The 16901-nt window shown below is 47.0% G+C and carries 17 protein-coding genes and 1 pseudogene; 12 read left to right on the top strand and 6 right to left on the bottom strand.

Translation table 11 applies throughout. The features are described from left to right. Window positions 1-128: 128 nt before the first annotated feature. The 12 genes and pseudogenes from G8770_RS19695 to G8770_RS19750 all read left to right on the top strand — a co-directional run bounded on the left by G8770_RS19695 (window position 129) and on the right by G8770_RS19750 (window position 11535). Complete coding sequence (locus tag G8770_RS19695; protein ID WP_167191151.1) at window positions 129-506, top strand: hypothetical protein; 378 nt, start codon at window positions 129-131, stop codon at window positions 504-506. A gap of 88 nt (window positions 507-594) precedes the next feature. Next, on the top strand, window positions 595-1017 hold the full coding sequence (locus G8770_RS19700; RefSeq protein ID WP_167191153.1) for a hypothetical protein: 423 nt from the start codon (window positions 595-597) through the stop codon (window positions 1015-1017). Window positions 1018-1139: 122 nt separating this feature from the next. Further along, on the top strand, window positions 1140-2048 hold the full coding sequence (locus G8770_RS19705; protein WP_167191154.1) for a hypothetical protein: 909 nt from the start codon (window positions 1140-1142) through the stop codon (window positions 2046-2048). Between the two features lie 103 nt (window positions 2049-2151). Then, window positions 2152-2652 carry a hypothetical protein gene (locus G8770_RS19710; RefSeq protein ID WP_167191155.1) on the top strand — a complete coding sequence of 167 codons (501 nt, stop codon included), beginning with the start codon at window positions 2152-2154 and terminating at the stop codon, window positions 2650-2652. Between the two features lie 109 nt (window positions 2653-2761). Continuing rightward, window positions 2762-3544, top strand: a complete 783-nt coding sequence (locus G8770_RS19715; RefSeq protein ID WP_167191156.1) for a hypothetical protein — start codon at window positions 2762-2764, stop codon at window positions 3542-3544. 31 nt (window positions 3545-3575) lie between these two features. After that, complete coding sequence (locus G8770_RS19720; RefSeq protein ID WP_167191157.1) at window positions 3576-4004, top strand: hypothetical protein; 429 nt, start codon at window positions 3576-3578, stop codon at window positions 4002-4004. Between the two features lie 167 nt (window positions 4005-4171). Then, a pseudogene (locus tag G8770_RS24750) lies at window positions 4172-4441 on the top strand (transposase); the annotation flags it as partial. A 25-nt stretch (window positions 4442-4466) separates the two neighbouring features. Further along, window positions 4467-5054, top strand: coding sequence for a CoA transferase (locus G8770_RS19730; RefSeq protein WP_279537198.1), 588 nt, complete (start codon window positions 4467-4469; stop codon window positions 5052-5054). A 697-nt stretch (window positions 5055-5751) separates the two neighbouring features. Further along, entirely contained in the window at window positions 5752-7311 is a 1560-nt protein-coding gene (locus tag G8770_RS19735; RefSeq protein WP_167191159.1) for an amidohydrolase family protein, read from the top strand. A 92-nt stretch (window positions 7312-7403) separates the two neighbouring features. Next, a complete protein-coding gene (locus tag G8770_RS19740) occupies window positions 7404-8186 on the top strand; it encodes an amidohydrolase family protein (RefSeq protein ID WP_167191160.1) in 783 nt (260 codons plus the stop codon). Between the two features lie 137 nt (window positions 8187-8323). Continuing rightward, window positions 8324-9889 (top strand): amidohydrolase family protein, encoded by a 1566-nt coding sequence (locus tag G8770_RS19745; protein WP_167191161.1) that lies wholly within the window; start codon window positions 8324-8326, stop codon window positions 9887-9889. A 17-nt stretch (window positions 9890-9906) separates the two neighbouring features. Beyond that, entirely contained in the window at window positions 9907-11535 is a 1629-nt protein-coding gene (locus tag G8770_RS19750; protein ID WP_167191163.1) for an amidohydrolase family protein, read from the top strand. A gap of 249 nt (window positions 11536-11784) precedes the next feature. Here the strand turns inward: G8770_RS19750 and G8770_RS23960 are convergent, their stop codons facing one another. The 6 genes from G8770_RS23960 to G8770_RS19775 all read right to left on the bottom strand — a co-directional run bounded on the left by G8770_RS23960 (window position 11785) and on the right by G8770_RS19775 (window position 16630). Beyond that, on the bottom strand, window positions 11785-12309 hold the full coding sequence (locus G8770_RS23960) for a transposase (RefSeq protein ID WP_208022395.1): 525 nt from the start codon (window positions 12307-12309) through the stop codon (window positions 11785-11787). Then, window positions 12306-12737 (bottom strand): transposase, encoded by a 432-nt coding sequence (locus G8770_RS23965; protein WP_208022396.1) that lies wholly within the window; start codon window positions 12735-12737, stop codon window positions 12306-12308. Before G8770_RS23965 ends, G8770_RS23960 begins: the two co-directional genes overlap by 4 nt. Before the next feature lie 204 nt (window positions 12738-12941). Then, on the bottom strand, window positions 12942-14405 hold the full coding sequence (locus G8770_RS19760; protein WP_341771180.1) for an arylsulfatase: 1464 nt from the start codon (window positions 14403-14405) through the stop codon (window positions 12942-12944). Between the two features lie 529 nt (window positions 14406-14934). Beyond that, window positions 14935-15270, bottom strand: coding sequence for a hypothetical protein (locus tag G8770_RS19765; protein WP_167191165.1), 336 nt, complete (start codon window positions 15268-15270; stop codon window positions 14935-14937). Between the two features lie 56 nt (window positions 15271-15326). Continuing rightward, a complete protein-coding gene (locus G8770_RS19770; protein WP_167191167.1) occupies window positions 15327-15821 on the bottom strand; it encodes a DUF1269 domain-containing protein in 495 nt (164 codons plus the stop codon). Window positions 15822-16399: 578 nt separating this feature from the next. Then, a complete protein-coding gene (locus G8770_RS19775) occupies window positions 16400-16630 on the bottom strand; it encodes a hypothetical protein (RefSeq protein ID WP_167191149.1) in 231 nt (76 codons plus the stop codon). Window positions 16631-16901 lie beyond the last annotated feature (271 nt).

Raw genomic sequence — 16901 nt, forward strand, 5'->3', positions numbered from 1 at the left:
TAAAGTTCGCGCAATGAGTGATTATGTTAAGTGGATATGGTTGAATGGTGAGCATCAAAATTAAAAGGAATGGGCTGTGGATAAGCAATCTTTAGAAAACGTTTTTCTACAGTCTCGTTAGGCATCATATGAAGTATTTAATTGGCTTTATAACAACACCGCTCTTAGGCGGCTTACTCCTGACGCTCACAGATTATATTTCCTCTGGCTCATTCGGCCTCACCCTTGCAAACTTTGTTGCATGCTTCGTTTTTTCTGCATTCCCTGGGACGTTAATTGCTTACGTTTTAGCTAAGCAACAGGAGACTTCGATTGTTTGGTATTTTATCTCAGGCTGTCTTTTGGCATTAATATCTGTTTCAACCATCCTACAGATCGTACCCTTTCTTAACATTGGCCCATATAACTGGTTAAGTTACATGGCTCAATACTGGGCAATTCTTTTAGTTGGGGTAATATGTGGTGGTTACTATTTCTTTATTACAAGGCGCTGGCTTAATGCCTAACAAGGCCAAGCACATCGCGCCGTTGGCGCTGGACTCACAACAAGTTGCTCGCCTGTGTTGGCGGCGTTAGGTTTAATCAAGGTTTAGAATGAAGAGATTTCTTATAGTAACTGTGGCGATATTCTTGTCAGCTTGCAGTACGATTAAAAATAAATACGATGCACCAACATATGAAGGCCATCCGATTGTGGGTACCTGGATATACTCGAAAAATGGGTGCAATGAACAGTATGAATTTACCGCAACAGGTTCTCGCTTAGTGCATTCGAATCAGGAAGTGGTAAAAGCGATATATGAAGTAACAAACGTAGATAAAGAGCGCGGCGTCTACCTGTTAAAGGATACTGTTATAGAAGACAACGGAAAACCGGATTGTTCTGGCTCAACCAGTGATATGAGTGGAGATGTTGTTGAGGTTCTTTTGTTTATCCAGAATTTTCCTGACCGATTTAGTTTTTGCTTCAATCAGCAATTAACCAATTGTGTAGGACCATTTGTTAAACAACGGTAGAAACCTAACAAGCGCATGTTGTTCGCCCCTGCGGGGCTGGGACCTCCGTTCCGGCGTTTCACGCCTACACTGCGGCCCCAAATGCGGGCGTTATGTGAAAGCAATACATTGGAATAAATTTCATGAGTGAAAAAAATCAAATAAAGTTCGCTTTGCACCTGAAAGATTGGAGTTACGAGACTGGGGACAAAAAATTACTCAGAAAAAAGTCCAAAGAAATAACAACAACAGAATATCTAAAAGAAATGAAAGGCAGTATCTTTTGCCCAGAATGCTGCGTTGGACTATTTAAGTCCCCTGAGGATAAAGATTTTGACACAAATGGTAGAAAGGCGTTCTTTGCTCACACTAGCAAACACTCCCCTGACTGCGGACTGCGAGTGAAAAAGGCTGAGGGCAAAAGGTATGACAATGAGGAGCTTGCTAAAAAGGCCATAGAGGATGAAGAGCTTGTTGTTATTAAAGGGTTTATGAAAGAAAAGCCCATTCCCCCAAATATAGACGAGCCGCAAGAATATAAAGGGCATCCGAATGAAGACAAAAATGGAGGGATATCTAAAGTTCCCATTGGTCGGCATAATGGAGAGAATCTAAATCTTCCTTCTACTATCACAACTATTAGAGGCCTTTGTCGAAACTTTAATAAAAATATACATAAGTATTTTTACCTTCCGGGCCGAAATAATGCCGTTCATCTTCAAGACTTGCTAGTTGATATTAGAGCTGTAAAGGACGTCGATGATGTCCCGAAATTGTACTTTGGTAGGGTCACTAGGTCATGGAATTGCGGGCCAACACCACAGAATATTCGCCAGACCATGCTTGAATACAAACAAATTGGTGAATATAAAGATTTTTGCCTAAAAGCAACGGATGCTAGTTCACAAGAGCATGGTATTGATGATGATTCAAAAGGGAAAATGGCAATCATGTATGGTGTTGTTACCGTTAGCGGAATAGGGCTTTGCATTGAAAATGTAGGATGGGGAGAGTTCGCAGTGCTTTCAAAAAAATATGAAGACCTCCTTTAGCTCATCACATAACAAGACAATGGTTCGGATTTTTGTAAGCTCCGGCTTCGCCTCTACTTACAAAAACCGCACATTTCGGCGTTAGAAATCAATCGGGATTAGCATGGACATCAATTGGCAGGGCTTAATCACGGGCGCAATATCAGTTTTTGTGATTACGTACTTTATTAAAAGAGCTACCTACGCTGCGCAAGAAGGTGAATTAAAATTCGGGCTATTTATGAAGGGCTTGGGCTTGGCCTGCTTGTTATTTTCGGTAGTTCCATTCCTTGTATTTATAACTGGAAATTATCAAATAGATAAACCTGGAGAAACAACAGCTCTTATTGGTTTAACCATTGGTTTTGGCGTTGGTGCTATTTATACCTTGGTTGAAGGGTTCTTTGTAAAAGGCACTTATGATGACACTGAAATTTTCTTCTCAACTCCTTGGTCTGGCAAGAAAATCGAGAAATGGAATGATCTTGATTCAGTAAGTTTTAACGGCTGGTGTTATTGGTATGTGCTCAAATTCAAGAGCGGAAAAGTAATTCGGTTATCGTCATATTTAGGCGGTCATGGCTATTTATTAGAGTTTTTGCAGGATCGTGGCTATGATTTCTAACAATACGTGTCAGTCGGACAGTTTGTTCCGTGGCTCTTTTTGTGCTGGTCGCTACGCTAGCACAAAACGCCACTCCACAAACTGCCGCTGCACTTTGCGTTAGATTTATATGAACTCCGAACTAGATATCATCAATAAGTTAAAAGAATCCATGAGGACTTCATGTGATGATGCATTCTATTTCTCTGATAATGAAACACAGCTGATTGACGCTGAATACCTTCTAACAGTGAATGCAGCAAAGGCAATTAAGGAGCTCAACCACTATTTTGGCACTCCATACAAAATATGCCTTGAAAATAACACGAAGAAATTCGCTTCAGCTTGTACACCTCTAATGGCCAATGTAAAGGCGGACAATTTTCTAGGCTACAAATCTGTTATTCGAACTCCCAGCAATACACTGAGGTCTGGGAAAATTGATATTGCTATTTACACCGATCGAAACAGTATAGATATCCCGCTATGTGCGATTGAGGTCAAAGGGTTTAATCCGTGTAAAACCCTAGTAATTGAAGATCTAGAGAGAAATGCAGAATATTTTTCTTTAAGCTCTCGAACTGGCGATTCGATTTTACCTTTTACTGTTTTTATAGCGCTCCACAGTTATAAGGGAGTTTGGAATGATGAAAAAGAGCAGTTAAACCTTTCAAAGGTTAAGAAGCGCTATCAAAGCTACATTGATGGCAATGAGAAATTAAATAGCCTGTCACAGAGTGTAGAGGTCTTTACAATTCGGCGAGGGATTCTTCCAGATCCAGAAGATCCTCATATCCAAAAATATGGATTGCAAGGAGATGAAGACTATCTTTTCATAGGCGCGGTAGTAACAACGAAGAAAAATCTAACAAGTCAAAGCACTCGGACGCAGCAAAACTGCGCCGGTGTTTGAAGCGTTATGCGAAAAAGACAAGGAGCAGAAAGTGCCACTGAAGGTATTAACAATTCTATTATTTTCGATTTCTCTTTTTGGGTGTAACGCAGGGAATATAAAACCCAAGACACCTGGTGTCGGTTCCGTAAAGGTAATACCTGATGAAAAGGTATATCTGACAGTAGATATTCAAAGTGGAAACGTTTTAAGTGTTTCACGGGGTGAGTCATCCGGAAATATCACTTTTGAGCTTTCGAAAATGTCATCAGGAATGATGTTGTCAGCCTCAAACACGCTAGATCAGATTGTCAAATATGACATTTACATGATTGATTATAATGGCAATAAGCATTACACCAGTAGTTGTCCAATGATGGCTGGGGCAGGTGTCTTTGAAAGTTGGCCACACAATATCCCACAGTTATCCATTGAGAACTTTAGAGTTCTTGCTGCCAGTGACGAGCTCGCATGTCAGTAACATCGCATAACAAGGCCAAGCACAATCGTGCAATGCAAAAGACGCATTGCACTGGACGGCCTACACTACGTTTCGGCCGCCCGTGTTGGCGGCGTTGAAATTGTAGAAAAACTCCTAAAAATAGGTGTTTTTTGATAAAATTAGGCATCGGAAAAAGGACTACCGCCATGCCAAACTTCAAAAAGTACAACTACAGCCAGTCAACGATGGTTGTCATCAATTTCTAAGAGCAGCTTCAACCCAACACCTTCGAATTTACCTTGCATCAACTGATCGACAATCACATTGATCTGTCAGCGTTTTACGACAAGTACAACAACGATACCGGGGGCCGATCTGCCTATGATCCTGCCATTCTCTTGAAAATTATTCTTTTTGCCTATTACAAAGGCATCACCTCCAGCCGCGAAATTCAGTGGCAATGTGAGCACAACGTAGACAGTGCCTGTCCTCTTCAGTTCGATGGTGGAAGGTTCCGCAAATTTGATGTGGATGTGCCACAGTTACCACGCCGTCAATCAGTGGGATATGCGCAAGCGCGGTACCAACTTGTTGGATGGCGGTGCGTTTTTCTATGACACCTACGAGACAGCCGATGGTCGTTATGTGGCTATTGGTGCGATTGAGCCTCAGTTTTTCACAACCTTGGTGGAGAAAGCTGGCCTTGATTCGTCACGTTTCAATCTGAAGGATCAAATGCAAGAGCAATTGTGGCCTGAGCTAAAACAGGAGTTGGCGGCGGTGATCCGCAGCAAATCCCGAGACGAGTGGTGTGAACTACTGGAGGGATCCGAAGCCTGTTTTACCCCGGTTCTGGACGCAGTCGAAGCGCCACAGCATCCACACAACCAGGCTCGCCATAATTATTTGGACATTGATGGATATTTACAGCCTGCACCGGCACCACGCTTTAGCCGAACCCAGTCGCAGGTGAAACACGGCTTGCATCAACCCGGTGCTGATAACAGCAGTGTGCTGACGAGCCTGGGATTTTCTGCCAGCGATATAGCAGGCTTATGCGAGTCCGGCATTATCAAAAGCCGGACTTGAGGCTAGCCGAGGATTTCTGGTATTAAAAAAAGGGTGGGCCATAAGCCCACCCTTTTTAGTGAATAATATAAATAGAGCCTCTAGGTCCGCCGATCTAACTAGCTCTATATAACACCGAAGATTCCGGCGCGGGTCAGGGGGCGTGCGATTGCATTGATGCTGGCGCATCACAACCCGGGTGGGTTGCGGTCAATGATTATGTACTGGAGCGGGCAGAAATCGTAGCGGCCGAGATCCGCGAGCTGGGTGTGCCTGCCTGTGCCGTGCAGGCCGACGTCGGTGATCTGATGTCGGTGAACACAGCCGTGACTCAGGTTGAAGAGGCGTTGGGGCCGATCAGTCTTCGCAATAACGCAAATCGGGGTCCTTGCTGTAGGAATAGCCCAACGCCGTGGTCTTGCTGCCCAGCGCTGGGGCGGTGAAGCTCAGTGTCATTGCCCCGTGGCGTGCACGGGTAGGCAGATACGGGGACAGTTCACTGAACTTCCCCGCTCACCACCGGGATAAGTAGACTGTCCCCTAAATTCAGTGAATTCCAGAGACATTTGACAGCCAACACGGTTGCTGCTTAGCTCATAGAAGAACCTATGGCGCTCACGGGGAGAACCGTGGGCACTATTTCCCCCACTCGTTCCCCCACTCGGTTTGCCAATACGCGCTGCTTTGGCGGTACTGCGGCCACAGCGGAGATCATCGCATGAGATCCAACCTTCAGTTTTTTTTCGCTCTCGCTACAGTTCTTTTTGCCGCAGTAGCCAGCGGCCAGGATCACGACCTCGTGATCAAGAACGGTCGCGTCATGGACCCTGAGACCGGATTCGACCAGGTCGCGAACGTCGGCATAGACAAAGGCGTGATTACGAAGATCACGGAGGAACCGATATCCGGTAAAGAAACCATCGATGCCACGGGACATGTGGTGGCGCCGGGGTTTATTGATTTCCACAACCATATCGCAAATACCCCATTCGGTCAGAGGCTGGCCTTACGCGATGGCGTTACGACCCCTTTGGAGATGGAAGCAGGCGGTTACCCGATTGACATGTGGTACAAGCAATTGGAAGGGCGTTCGCAAACCAATTATGGCGCCACAGTTTCAACAGCCGGAATTCGGGAAAAGATTGCACATCCGGATTACGATACCAATTCAGGTTCATTCATTATGGATATCACAAATCCTGATACAGAAAGTAACCCTGATCTTCAGTTTGCAACCCTGTTGGCTACTCCTGAACAGTTAGAAGAAATGCGGCAGATGTTTATTGAAGGTGTTGAACAGGGTGGTCTTGGTATCGGAGGCCTGCCCGGTTATATGACAGATGGAACGAAAAGTGAAGAAACGATTATGTGGCAACAGGTGGCCGGGAAATATGGTCTGGCGGTTTATATTCACGGACGTTTCTCCAGCCAGATGCCGCCAACCTCCGGCATCCTGGGGACTCAGGAGTTCCTTGCCAGTGTCGGTATCTATGGTGGTGGCTTATATGTCCACCATGTCCATCAGCAAACCCTGGATCTCACACCCACTGTATTGGATTTGATCGAAGATGCCCAAAATAAAGGAATGAAGGTTCTTGCCGAGATCTACCCGTACTATCAGGGACAGACCATCGTATCAGCTGATTATTTAAAGCCGGAAACGTATGAGCGCAACATGGGTCGTGACTACGGTGACCTATTGGAAATTTCGAACATGCAGCCATTGACGAAGGAACGATACGAGGAAATGATAAAAACGAGCCCGCAAGACCAAGTTATTTTTGGTGGAATCTCAGAAGAGGGCATGCTCAGTGCATTGGCCGACCCCAGAACGGTGGTAGGAAGCGATGCACCGCCCATGGTAATCCCGGCAACAGGCAAATCGGCCATGGATTTTGATGTACCCTTCGAGTCGGTATCGGGGCACCCCCGAGCTGCCGGAACCCATGCCAAGGTGTTGAAACTTGTACGCGAAAAAGAGCTGATGCCACTGATGCTGGCTATTAAAAAAATGACCATCATGCACGCTAATTGGCTGGAAGAGAATGGCGCAAAATCGATGTCCCAGAAAGGTAGACTGCAAGTAGGAAAAGATGCCGATATCACGATCTTCAATCCGGTAACCGTGACCGACAATTCCACCTATAAACAAGGGGCATTGCCGTCAACCGGCATACCCTATGTGGTGGTCAATGGTACTGTAGTAGTCAAAGATTCAAAAGTACTGGAGGGTGTCTATCCCGGTAAAGCCATCAAGAATGATGTTGTAAAACAATAGCTTATGATAGTCTTCAATGAGTTTATGAAAAACTTCAAAATAATGAAAAAGACAATTAACATAGTCTGGCTAAGCAACTTTGCCTGATGTGCGTGACGCTATTTACCGGGTGCAGCGATAAGGCTGACGATACACCTACAAAATCCAAAGTAAATTCGAATACTGAGTTCGACCTAGTCATTTTAAATAGCTGGGTGATGGATCCAGAATCGGGCTTGGATGCCATCAGAAATGCTGGTGTAAAAGATGGTGTCATTGGGTTGATCACTAAAGAGAAAATATCAGGAAAAGAAACCATTGATGCCACGGGACATGTGGTGGATCCTGGGTTTATCGATATTCATTCACATATTTCAGATTTCCCTTTTGGGCAAAAATTAAGCTTGCGAGATGGGGTGGCTACCCCACTCGACATGGAAGCAGGTGCCTATCCGGTAGATGCATGGTATGCCAAATTGGAAGGTAAATCACAGACCAACTATGGAGTCGCTGTGTCTGCCGCAGCTATTCGCGAAACCCTATCAAACCCTGATTACAACACAAGTACGGCATCAATCCTTTTGGATGCATTTGATCCACATAATTGCAGTGATTTCAACATGTCCCTCACTGAATTTCTTCCTTCTCCAGAACAAATAGATGAAATGGAAGCGATGCTTGAAAAAGGCATTCAACAGGGAGCATTAGGCCTGGGGGCAGTTCCAGGGTACATGACGCGCGGCACGACCAGTCGGGAAACGATCATTTGGCAAAAATTGATGGGAGAACATGGTCTTAGCACCGTGCTTCATGGTAGGTTTTCCGGGATAAGTAGACTGTCCCCTAAATTCAGTGAATTCCAGAGACATTTGACAGCCAACACGGTTGCTGCTTAGCTCATAGAAGTACCTATGGCGCTCACGGGGAGAACCGTGGGCACTATTTCCCCCACTCGTTCCCCCACTCGTTCCCCCACTCGGTTTGCCAATACGCGCTGCTTTGGCGGTACTGCGGCCACAGCGGAGATCATCGCATGAGATCCAACCTTCAGTTTTTTTTCGCTCTCGCTACAGTTCTTTTTGCCGCAGTAGCCAGCGGCCAGGATCACGACCTCGTGATCAAGAACGGTCGCGTCATGGACCCTGAGACCGGATTCGACCAGGTCGCGAACGTCGGCATAGACAAAGGCGTGATTACGAAGATCACGGAGGAACCGATATCCGGAAAAGAAACCATCGATGCCACGGGACATGTGGTGGCCCCGGGATTTATTGATTTCCATAACCATATCGCAAATACCCCATTCGGTCAGAGGCTGGCCTTACGCGATGGTGTTACGACCCCTTTGGATATGGAAGGTGGCGGGTACCCGATTGACATGTGGTACAAGCAATTGGAAGGGCGTTCGCAAACCAACTATGGCGCCACAGTTTCTACAGCTGGTGTCCGCGAAAAGATTGCTAATCCGGATTACGATACCAATTCAGGTTCATTTATCAAGGATGTTACTAATCCTGATACACATAGTAACCCTGATCTTCAGTTTGCAACCCTTTTGGCAACTCCTGAACAGTTAGAAGAAATGAGGCAAATGTTTACTGAGGGTGTAGAACAGGGAGGTCTTGGTATCGGAGGCCTGCCTGGCTATATGACCAATGGAACGAAAAGTGAAGAAACGATCATGTGGCAACAGGTAGCTGGAAAGTATGGCCTGGCGGTTTATATTCACGGACGTTTCTCCAGCCAAATGCCTCCAACTTCCGGTATCTTAGGGACTCAAGAGTTCCTGGCTAGTCAAAGTATCTATGGTGGTGGCTTATTTGTCCACCATGTCCATCAGCAAACCTTAGATCTCACACCCGCTGTTTTGGATCTGATTGAAGATGCCCAAAATAAAGGAATGAAGGTACTTGCCGAGATCTATCCTTATTACCAGGGACAAACAATCGTATCAGCTGATTTTTTAAAGCCTGAAAACTATAAACGCAACATGGGGCGTGACTACGGTGACCTGTTGGAAATTTCGAACATGAAGCCATTGACGAAGGAACGATACGAGGAAATGATAAAAACGAGTCCGCAAGAGCAGGTCATTATGGCTGGGATCACAGAAGAAGGTATGCTTAGTGCATTAGCTGATCCCAGAACAGTAGTAGGAAGTGATGCACCGCCCATGGTAATCCCGGCAACAGGCAAATCGGCCATGGATTTTGATGTACCATTTGAATCAGTATCGGGGCACCCTCGTGCTGCTGGAACCCATGCCAAGGTGCTGAAACTTGTACGCGAAAAAGAGCTGATGCCACTGATGCTGGCTATTAAAAAAATGACCATCATGCACGCTAATTGGTTGGAAGAGAATGGCGCAAAATCGATGTCCCAGAAAGGTAGGCTGCAAGTAGGAAAAGATGCCGATATCACGATCTTCAATCCCGAATCTGTGACCGACAATTCCACCTATAAACAAGGGGCATTGCCGTCAACCGGTATACCCTATGTGGTGGTCAATGGTACTGTAGTAGTCAAAGATTCAAAAGTACTGGAGGGTGTCTATCCCGGTAAAGCCATCAAGAATGATGTTGAAAAAAATAGCTTATGATAGTCTTCAATGAGTTTATGAGAAACTTCAAAACAATGAAAAAGACAATTAACATAGTCTGGCTAAGCATACTTTGCCTGATGTGCGTGACGCTATTTACCGGGTGCAGCGATAAGGCTGACGATACACCTACAAAATCCAAAGTAAATTCGAATACTGAGTTCGACCTAGTCATTTTAAATGGCAGGGTGATGGATCCAGAATCGGGCTTGGATGCCATCAGAAATGTTGGTGTAAAAGATGGTGTCATTGGGTTGATCACTAAAGAGAAAATATCAGGAAAAGAAACCATTGATGCCACGGGGCATGTGGTGGCTCCTGGGTTTATCGATATTCATTCACATATTTCAGATTTCCCTTTTGGGCAAAAATTAAGCTTGCGTGATGGGGTGGCTACCCCACTCGACATGGAAGCAGGTGCCTATCCGGTAGATGCATGGTATGCCAAATTGGAAGGTAAATCACAGACCAACTATGGAGTCGCTGTGTCTGCCGCAGCTATTCGCGAAACCCTATCAAACCCTGATTACAACACAAGTACGGCATCAATCCTTTTGGATGCATTTGATCCACATAATTGCAGTGATTTCAACATGTCCCTCACTGAATTTCTTCCTTCTCCAGAACAAATAGATGAAATGGAAGCAATGCTTGAAAAAGGCATTCAACAGGGAGCATTAGGCCTGGGGGCAGTTCCAGGGTACATGACGCGCGGCACGACCAGTCGGGAAACGATCATGTGGCAAAAATTGATGGGAGAACATGGTCTTAGCACCGTGCTTCATGGTAGGTTTTCTAGTCAGATGCCCCCAACAACTGGGATTTTGGGAACTCAGGAGATGCTGGCAAGTGTCGCTGCCTATGGCGGAGGGCTATATGTGAGCCACATTCACCAACAGGCATTGAATTATACCTCAACAGCAATTGACATGTTGGATGCTGCCAAAAAGAATGGGCTAAATACCGTTGCTGCCATTTATCCCTATTGGCAGGGGGCAACGGTAGCAGGGGCCGACTACTTGGCACCTGATAATTATCAACGGAATATGGGGAGAAGCTATGAAGACATCATAGAAGTGGCGACCATGAAGCCATTGACCAAAGAACGATATGAAGAGCTGTTGAAAACACAGCCCGGGGCATCTGTCATTTTTGGTGGTGTAGAGGAGGAAGTCATGCTGCAGTCACTAGCCGACCCCAGAACCATGGTCGAGTCTGATGCCGCTCCCCTGTCTGTGACAGAAACCGGAGAACTGGCGCTTGATTGGTCTATTCCTTATGAGTCCACCCAAGGCCACCCACGTGGGGCTGGTTCGCATGCCAAAGCCTTACGCTTGGTCAGAGAAGAAAAACTGATGCCACTCATGTTGGCCATATCAAAAATGAGCTATATGCAAGCCAAATTCTTGCAGGAAAACGGTGTGGAACAAATGGCTCGAAAAGGACGGGTTAAGGAAGGGACAGATGCCGACATCACCATTTTCAACCCAGAAACGGTTACTGACAATGCCACTATGGCAAAAGGAGGACTACCATCTACAGGCATCCCCTATGTCATTGTCAATGGAACCATTGTAGTGAAAGAGTCTAAAGTTCTTGAAAGTGTTTATCCTGGTCAGCCAATACGAAATAAAGTCATTGATTAATATATACGTGGGTGTAAGCGGACAAGGTGTTTGCTCTTCACTTTCTAACTATACAGAATAATACAGGACAGGCACTGCTAAAAAAGATCTATCTCTATCCCGTCTGATCGATCACAAATCCTGCTAACTATTCAAGAATAATCACAATGTGTGGTGCAAAGGCGCCTAAACGCCAAATTTTCAAATTCCGGACACAGATACTTCTCGCAAAATGCGATCAACCAAAAGAGAAGGGAAAATCTGTTCAATTTACGCCGATTTTCGAAATCGTCGATGCACGATCTTTTCAAAGTGCTGGCTGTTGGTCAGCCAAAGCTCAGCGCGAATATTGAGTCGTTTCAGAATCGGTGGCAGGTGTTCGGGGATCGAACCCCGCTTGTCATTGCGAACGGCACGACCTGTCCAATCCACCAGTTGCAGATAATCACTCAGCGAATAGGCAATACCCGTTTGGCAGGTTGAACGGATAACATCTTCAAAAGGCAAGAGAGGCTTGATCGATAGGTCAAATTCGTTGGCTAATGCCTGATCCTTGATGGCGCTCTCCAGAGTAATCACAGGGTTGATACGTTCCCGAATGCTGGTGTGCTCAGAGGTCTCCGGTGTTTTGGCCATTCCCGCGCGGATGGGGTTGAGATCCACATACGCCATACACGACAGTAAGGCTTCGTCGGTGAGCAATGCCTGGGATTTAAAACGGGATTCCCAAAAGTGACCCGTGCAATTGTCCTCGGCATTGGCGAGTCGGGCAATGGGTTCGTTCAGGCACTTCACTTGTGCCCTATGGGTATGAACCAGCTTAGGTTTTGAAGTCGCTGTCGCCAGACGTTGATGATTTGTGAAACAGCCTCTTGTTCTACCTTGGACAAGGTCTCGCCTTTGTAATAACGCTGGACCAGTAGAGGGCCTTTATAGAGAATCAACCAGCGATCCAGCACCATCTGATCGGACCACTCATCAGAGGCGTTTAGCTTAACCACTAGATGGTAGTGATTAATCATCACTGAATAAGCACAAATATCGATGGCAAAGATGGCACTGAGCAGGTGAATTCGGTCTTCCAGCCACTGCCGACGATGCTCATAACTTTGTCCGGTGACCGTATCCGTACCACACAAAAAGGCACGCCTGACGCTGCGGGAGACACAGTGGTAGTAGGGCGTATCCGCCGTTGATATGAGTTGTTTACGAGGTTGGGTCATAAGGAGGACTCTGACATTGTGAGCCGGAAGTTTATTATTGCTGTGACTATAAGGGACTGTCCTGGATGCAAGACCGGAGAAGATGAATTGTTGTTGAATTGGAATGATATTGGGGTGTGTTTCACACTTAAGTGTTGGTTTTAATGCGTAGGTAGCGCCTGTCCTCTTCAGTTTCTTCAGTTCGTCACGATTTGAACGATGGGTTTATGGCCGAGCTGAATCGGGCAGATACGGATCGGGCGTGCCTAACTTGATGGGAGGCTCGTCAATTAGGGTTTGCTCGTGCTCCAATACCAGCTTCATGACGGCGGGCGTCACCCACATACTGTCTTCGCCATGCACGGCGCCGTATTGATAGATGTTGTACTGCTCTTTGGGATCGCTGAGCAGGTTGAAAACCTGGGGCATGCCCGGTCGATTGATGTCTCCCAGCATGGAGTCCTGCGTCAGGAAATGCACTTTCCAGTTTCTCCACTTGTAGGCCTGCAGTTGATCACCGTTGTAAACAGGAAACCCATCTCGCAGGCCCGTCGTGGTGTGGCCGGTGAGCAGGGCAGACTGGTCCAGGCCATCGATGTATCGGTCATCAGGAACCGTGGCACCGACAATTTTCGCGAGAGTCGGATAAACGTCAGTAATATGCATGATTTCGTTGTGGACGGTGCCCGCCTTTATTTTTCCGGGCCAGCGGATGATGAAGGGTGCCCGCAGCGAGCCCTCGAGTGCTGTGAAGTAGGTGCCCCTCCAGGGACCCGCAGTACCGTTGTACGGATAGACTTGTTCAGGTCCGTTTTCACTCATGAAGATAATGATGGTATTGTCGCGGATGCCCAGACGATCCATTGCGTCGATAACCTGTCCGGACCGATGATCGACCTCGGCCAGGACATCGGCCCAGCGGCCATTGCCCGTGCTGCCCTCGAAATCCTCGTTTGGCAATGCCGGCACGTGGACTTGCGTCAAGGGAAGGTAGGCAAAGAAAGGCTTACCTGCCTTGACGCTCTTTTCCACGAAACGAATTGAGCGCTGCACGAGTTCGGCGTCGATCTGACGCCGCGCGGCACGGTCATACAGTTTAATTTTGCGGGGTTTCTCGCCCCGAATGCTCTCGAAAATGTAGGGAGGCGTCACGCTTTCGGGATCGAACTGTAATCCCGACGCGTATACCGATTCATCCGTCGTGTTCGGTATGCCGTAAAACTCGTCAAACCCCTGATCTGTGGGGAATCTTCCGACCGTATCGCCGAGATGCCATTTACCGTAAATCGCGGTGGCATAGCCTGCGTCAGATAACGCCTCCGCAATCGTGTATTCCCACTGGGTCAGCCCGTAAAGCTGGCCCCAAACCACCTTGGTGGTTCCCGAGCGTATTGGATGTCGACCTGTCATCAATGCCGACCGGCTCGGCGTGCACTGGGATTCGACGTTAAAATTGAGAAAACGCATACCTTCAGCGGCCAACCGGTCTAGGCGAGGTGTTTCTGCACCACGGAGGATGCCGCCGCCGTAGGCACCCAGCTCACCCCAACCAAGGTTGTCCATCACGATCAGAACGATATTGGGTTTATCGTCTCGCGCAGAGGCGTTACCAGCAATGAATATGCCGGACAGCACTAGGGCTGCAACGAACAATTTTCCAGCCCTGAATGGATGAATTTTATCGATCACTTAACCTTCCTCTAAAACCAATAGCTATCCGTCCCCACAGCTGACGCCCACATGCTGGCACTTCCAATATAAACAATACTTCCTTTCATGCTGGTTCCTTCGATGCCAAAAGTAACTGCATACCCGACAATAGTAAACGAAGAATTTTAGCCGTTGTTAGCTATTGCGGTATCAGGCCGCAGAGCGATTCCTCTACCGCGATTAAACACCTGAATTATGACGGCAAGGCGAAAAAACTGCCTAAGACCCATTGTAAGGGCATGCCCCATAAACACTGCCAGCAAATCGCTCCTATCGGCCACTGGACGCCGCTTACGCTGCACACCTGTTACAGACGTCCGGGCTTCAATGACGCTTCTATTTCTGGTTTGATTATTCCATTATTTCATGGAGGCTCGGTGACCTATCCAGTAGAGAATACTGAGTCGGCTGCCCAGCGAACTTTCAAACCCCTCCGAAGAACCAAAGGACCGCCACGTGAGCACGCCGCTATTAGTTAGTGACTCGACGTCGACATCGAATGCCGTAATCAGTTATCGAGAAGGTCCAGCGCCTCGTCGTACTTCATTAGGGCATTCTCATAATGCGACACTGCCACACTGTCCTTGCCGTCGGCCCACGCCTCAATAGCCTTTTCCAGTTGCTCATTGCCCTGATCAAAATCCTTTGCAGCTTTGGCATAGGTATCAGCCTCGGCTTTCACCAGGTGGTCCAGCGCCGTGCTAAATTTCTCCAGGCCTTTGTTGAGGTGCTTGACCGCAGTATCATCATTACCTTTTGCAAGCGCGTTATCGGCTCTTTGGAATTCACGAATGCCCTTGGCAGCATTGACAGACGCTCGATGCAGTTGAAAATTAATACCCATTATATTCTCCGGTTATCGACATAGATCACGGGAAGTGATCTGATTTTTCTCGCAAATTAACTGGCGCTCTCAATAGCGGCGCGCAATGCATCTTCGCTATCTTTGGTCAGCGAGGTCTGCAGCACTTTGCCCTCACCGGTAAACTCCTTTAATTCTTCCAGAACCTTGTCGCCTGTCACTTTTCGTACCAGTACAAACAACGCGGAAGAACCTGGCGTAAAATTGGCCGCGACACCTTTCATCATGTCATCGCTGATGCCAATGTCAGACAAGGCACCAGACAGCGCACCGGCACCAGCGCCAACAGCAGCGCCAAGCAGAGGGTTCAGAAAAATCATGCCGATGAGCATGCCCCAAAACCCGCCACCGGCAACGCCGGCCGCCGTGAGATTCTGGGCTTGGTGTAGCTTCACCTTCCCCTTGTCGTTCTTTGTAACGATGACAATGTCTTCCATATCAATAAGGTATTCCCGTTGCATTTTTGCCAATTCACTGCGCAGAGCAAAGGCTTTTTCTTCATCAGGGAACGCAATTACAATGAGGTCTGACATAAATTATTCTCTCTATGTTTATGATTCTGAAAAAGTCGAACACCGGCCTGCATAATACGTGTGTATGCAAGCTGGAAGCCTGAGATTATGATGATGTGTCCGAACCGGACAAGAACCTAACCGAATAGTGTAGTCAAAGACATGGCAATCGCCAGTCTTCCCTATGGCGACAACTAAAGTAACGGCACCGGATTCATCTAGCTCGGTGAGCTGCTGAAGATCTTTTCGTCTTTACGATCTATACGGAACTCTGGTTAGAATCTGCAACGGAAATTCGATACCCAGTTGATTGACGTCACGATAAGCAGATAAGTCCCGGTAGCCTTCCCACTTACATCCGGAGGATCCTCCGGGAAGAGCTGGCACGCACCTGACAGCTCCATGATAATACAGGACAGGCACTCCTAAAAAAGATCTATATGCATCCCGCATGATCCAACATCAACCCCGCTAGCTATTCAAGAAGAATCAGATTGGGTGGTTTAAAAACAACTTAAGCGCCACTATCTCAAATCCCGGCACAGATACTCATCAGCAAATAAAGATCGGCTGGAAAGAGAAGGGAAAATCTGTGTAATCTACGCCGATTTTCGAAATCGTCGATGCACGATCTTTTCAAAGTGCTGGCTGTTGGTCAGCCAAAGCTCAGCGCGAATATTGAGTCGTTTCAGAATCGGTGGCAGGTGTTCGGGGATCGAACCACGCTGGTCATCGCGGATGGCACGACTCGTCCAATCCACAAGTTGCAAAATAATACAGGACAAAAAAATAATACAGGACAGGCACTCCCAGAAAAGATCTATACGCATCCCGCATGAACCAGCATCAACCCCGCTAGCTATTCAACGCAGGCAGTGCCTTTCCTCTTCAGTTCCCGAGGCACTTCTCAATACTTGCCGCATAATTATAATTAAGGCGTCAACTTTTAAATGGGTAGCACCAGTGTCGCAAGCCTGAGAAATCGTTTGACTTTGCCTGGTAAGACCTATAGTGTGGTTAAAGCTTGAAAGTAAGTCTATTTTTATTACCTCCATTTCGTCGTGTTCTTTGTAGTTCTTCGTCCTGTAGTTTCTAAATCTC

Source organism: Pseudomaricurvus hydrocarbonicus, assembly GCF_011602365.1.
GTDB lineage: Bacteria > Pseudomonadota > Gammaproteobacteria > Pseudomonadales > Cellvibrionaceae > Pseudomaricurvus > Pseudomaricurvus hydrocarbonicus.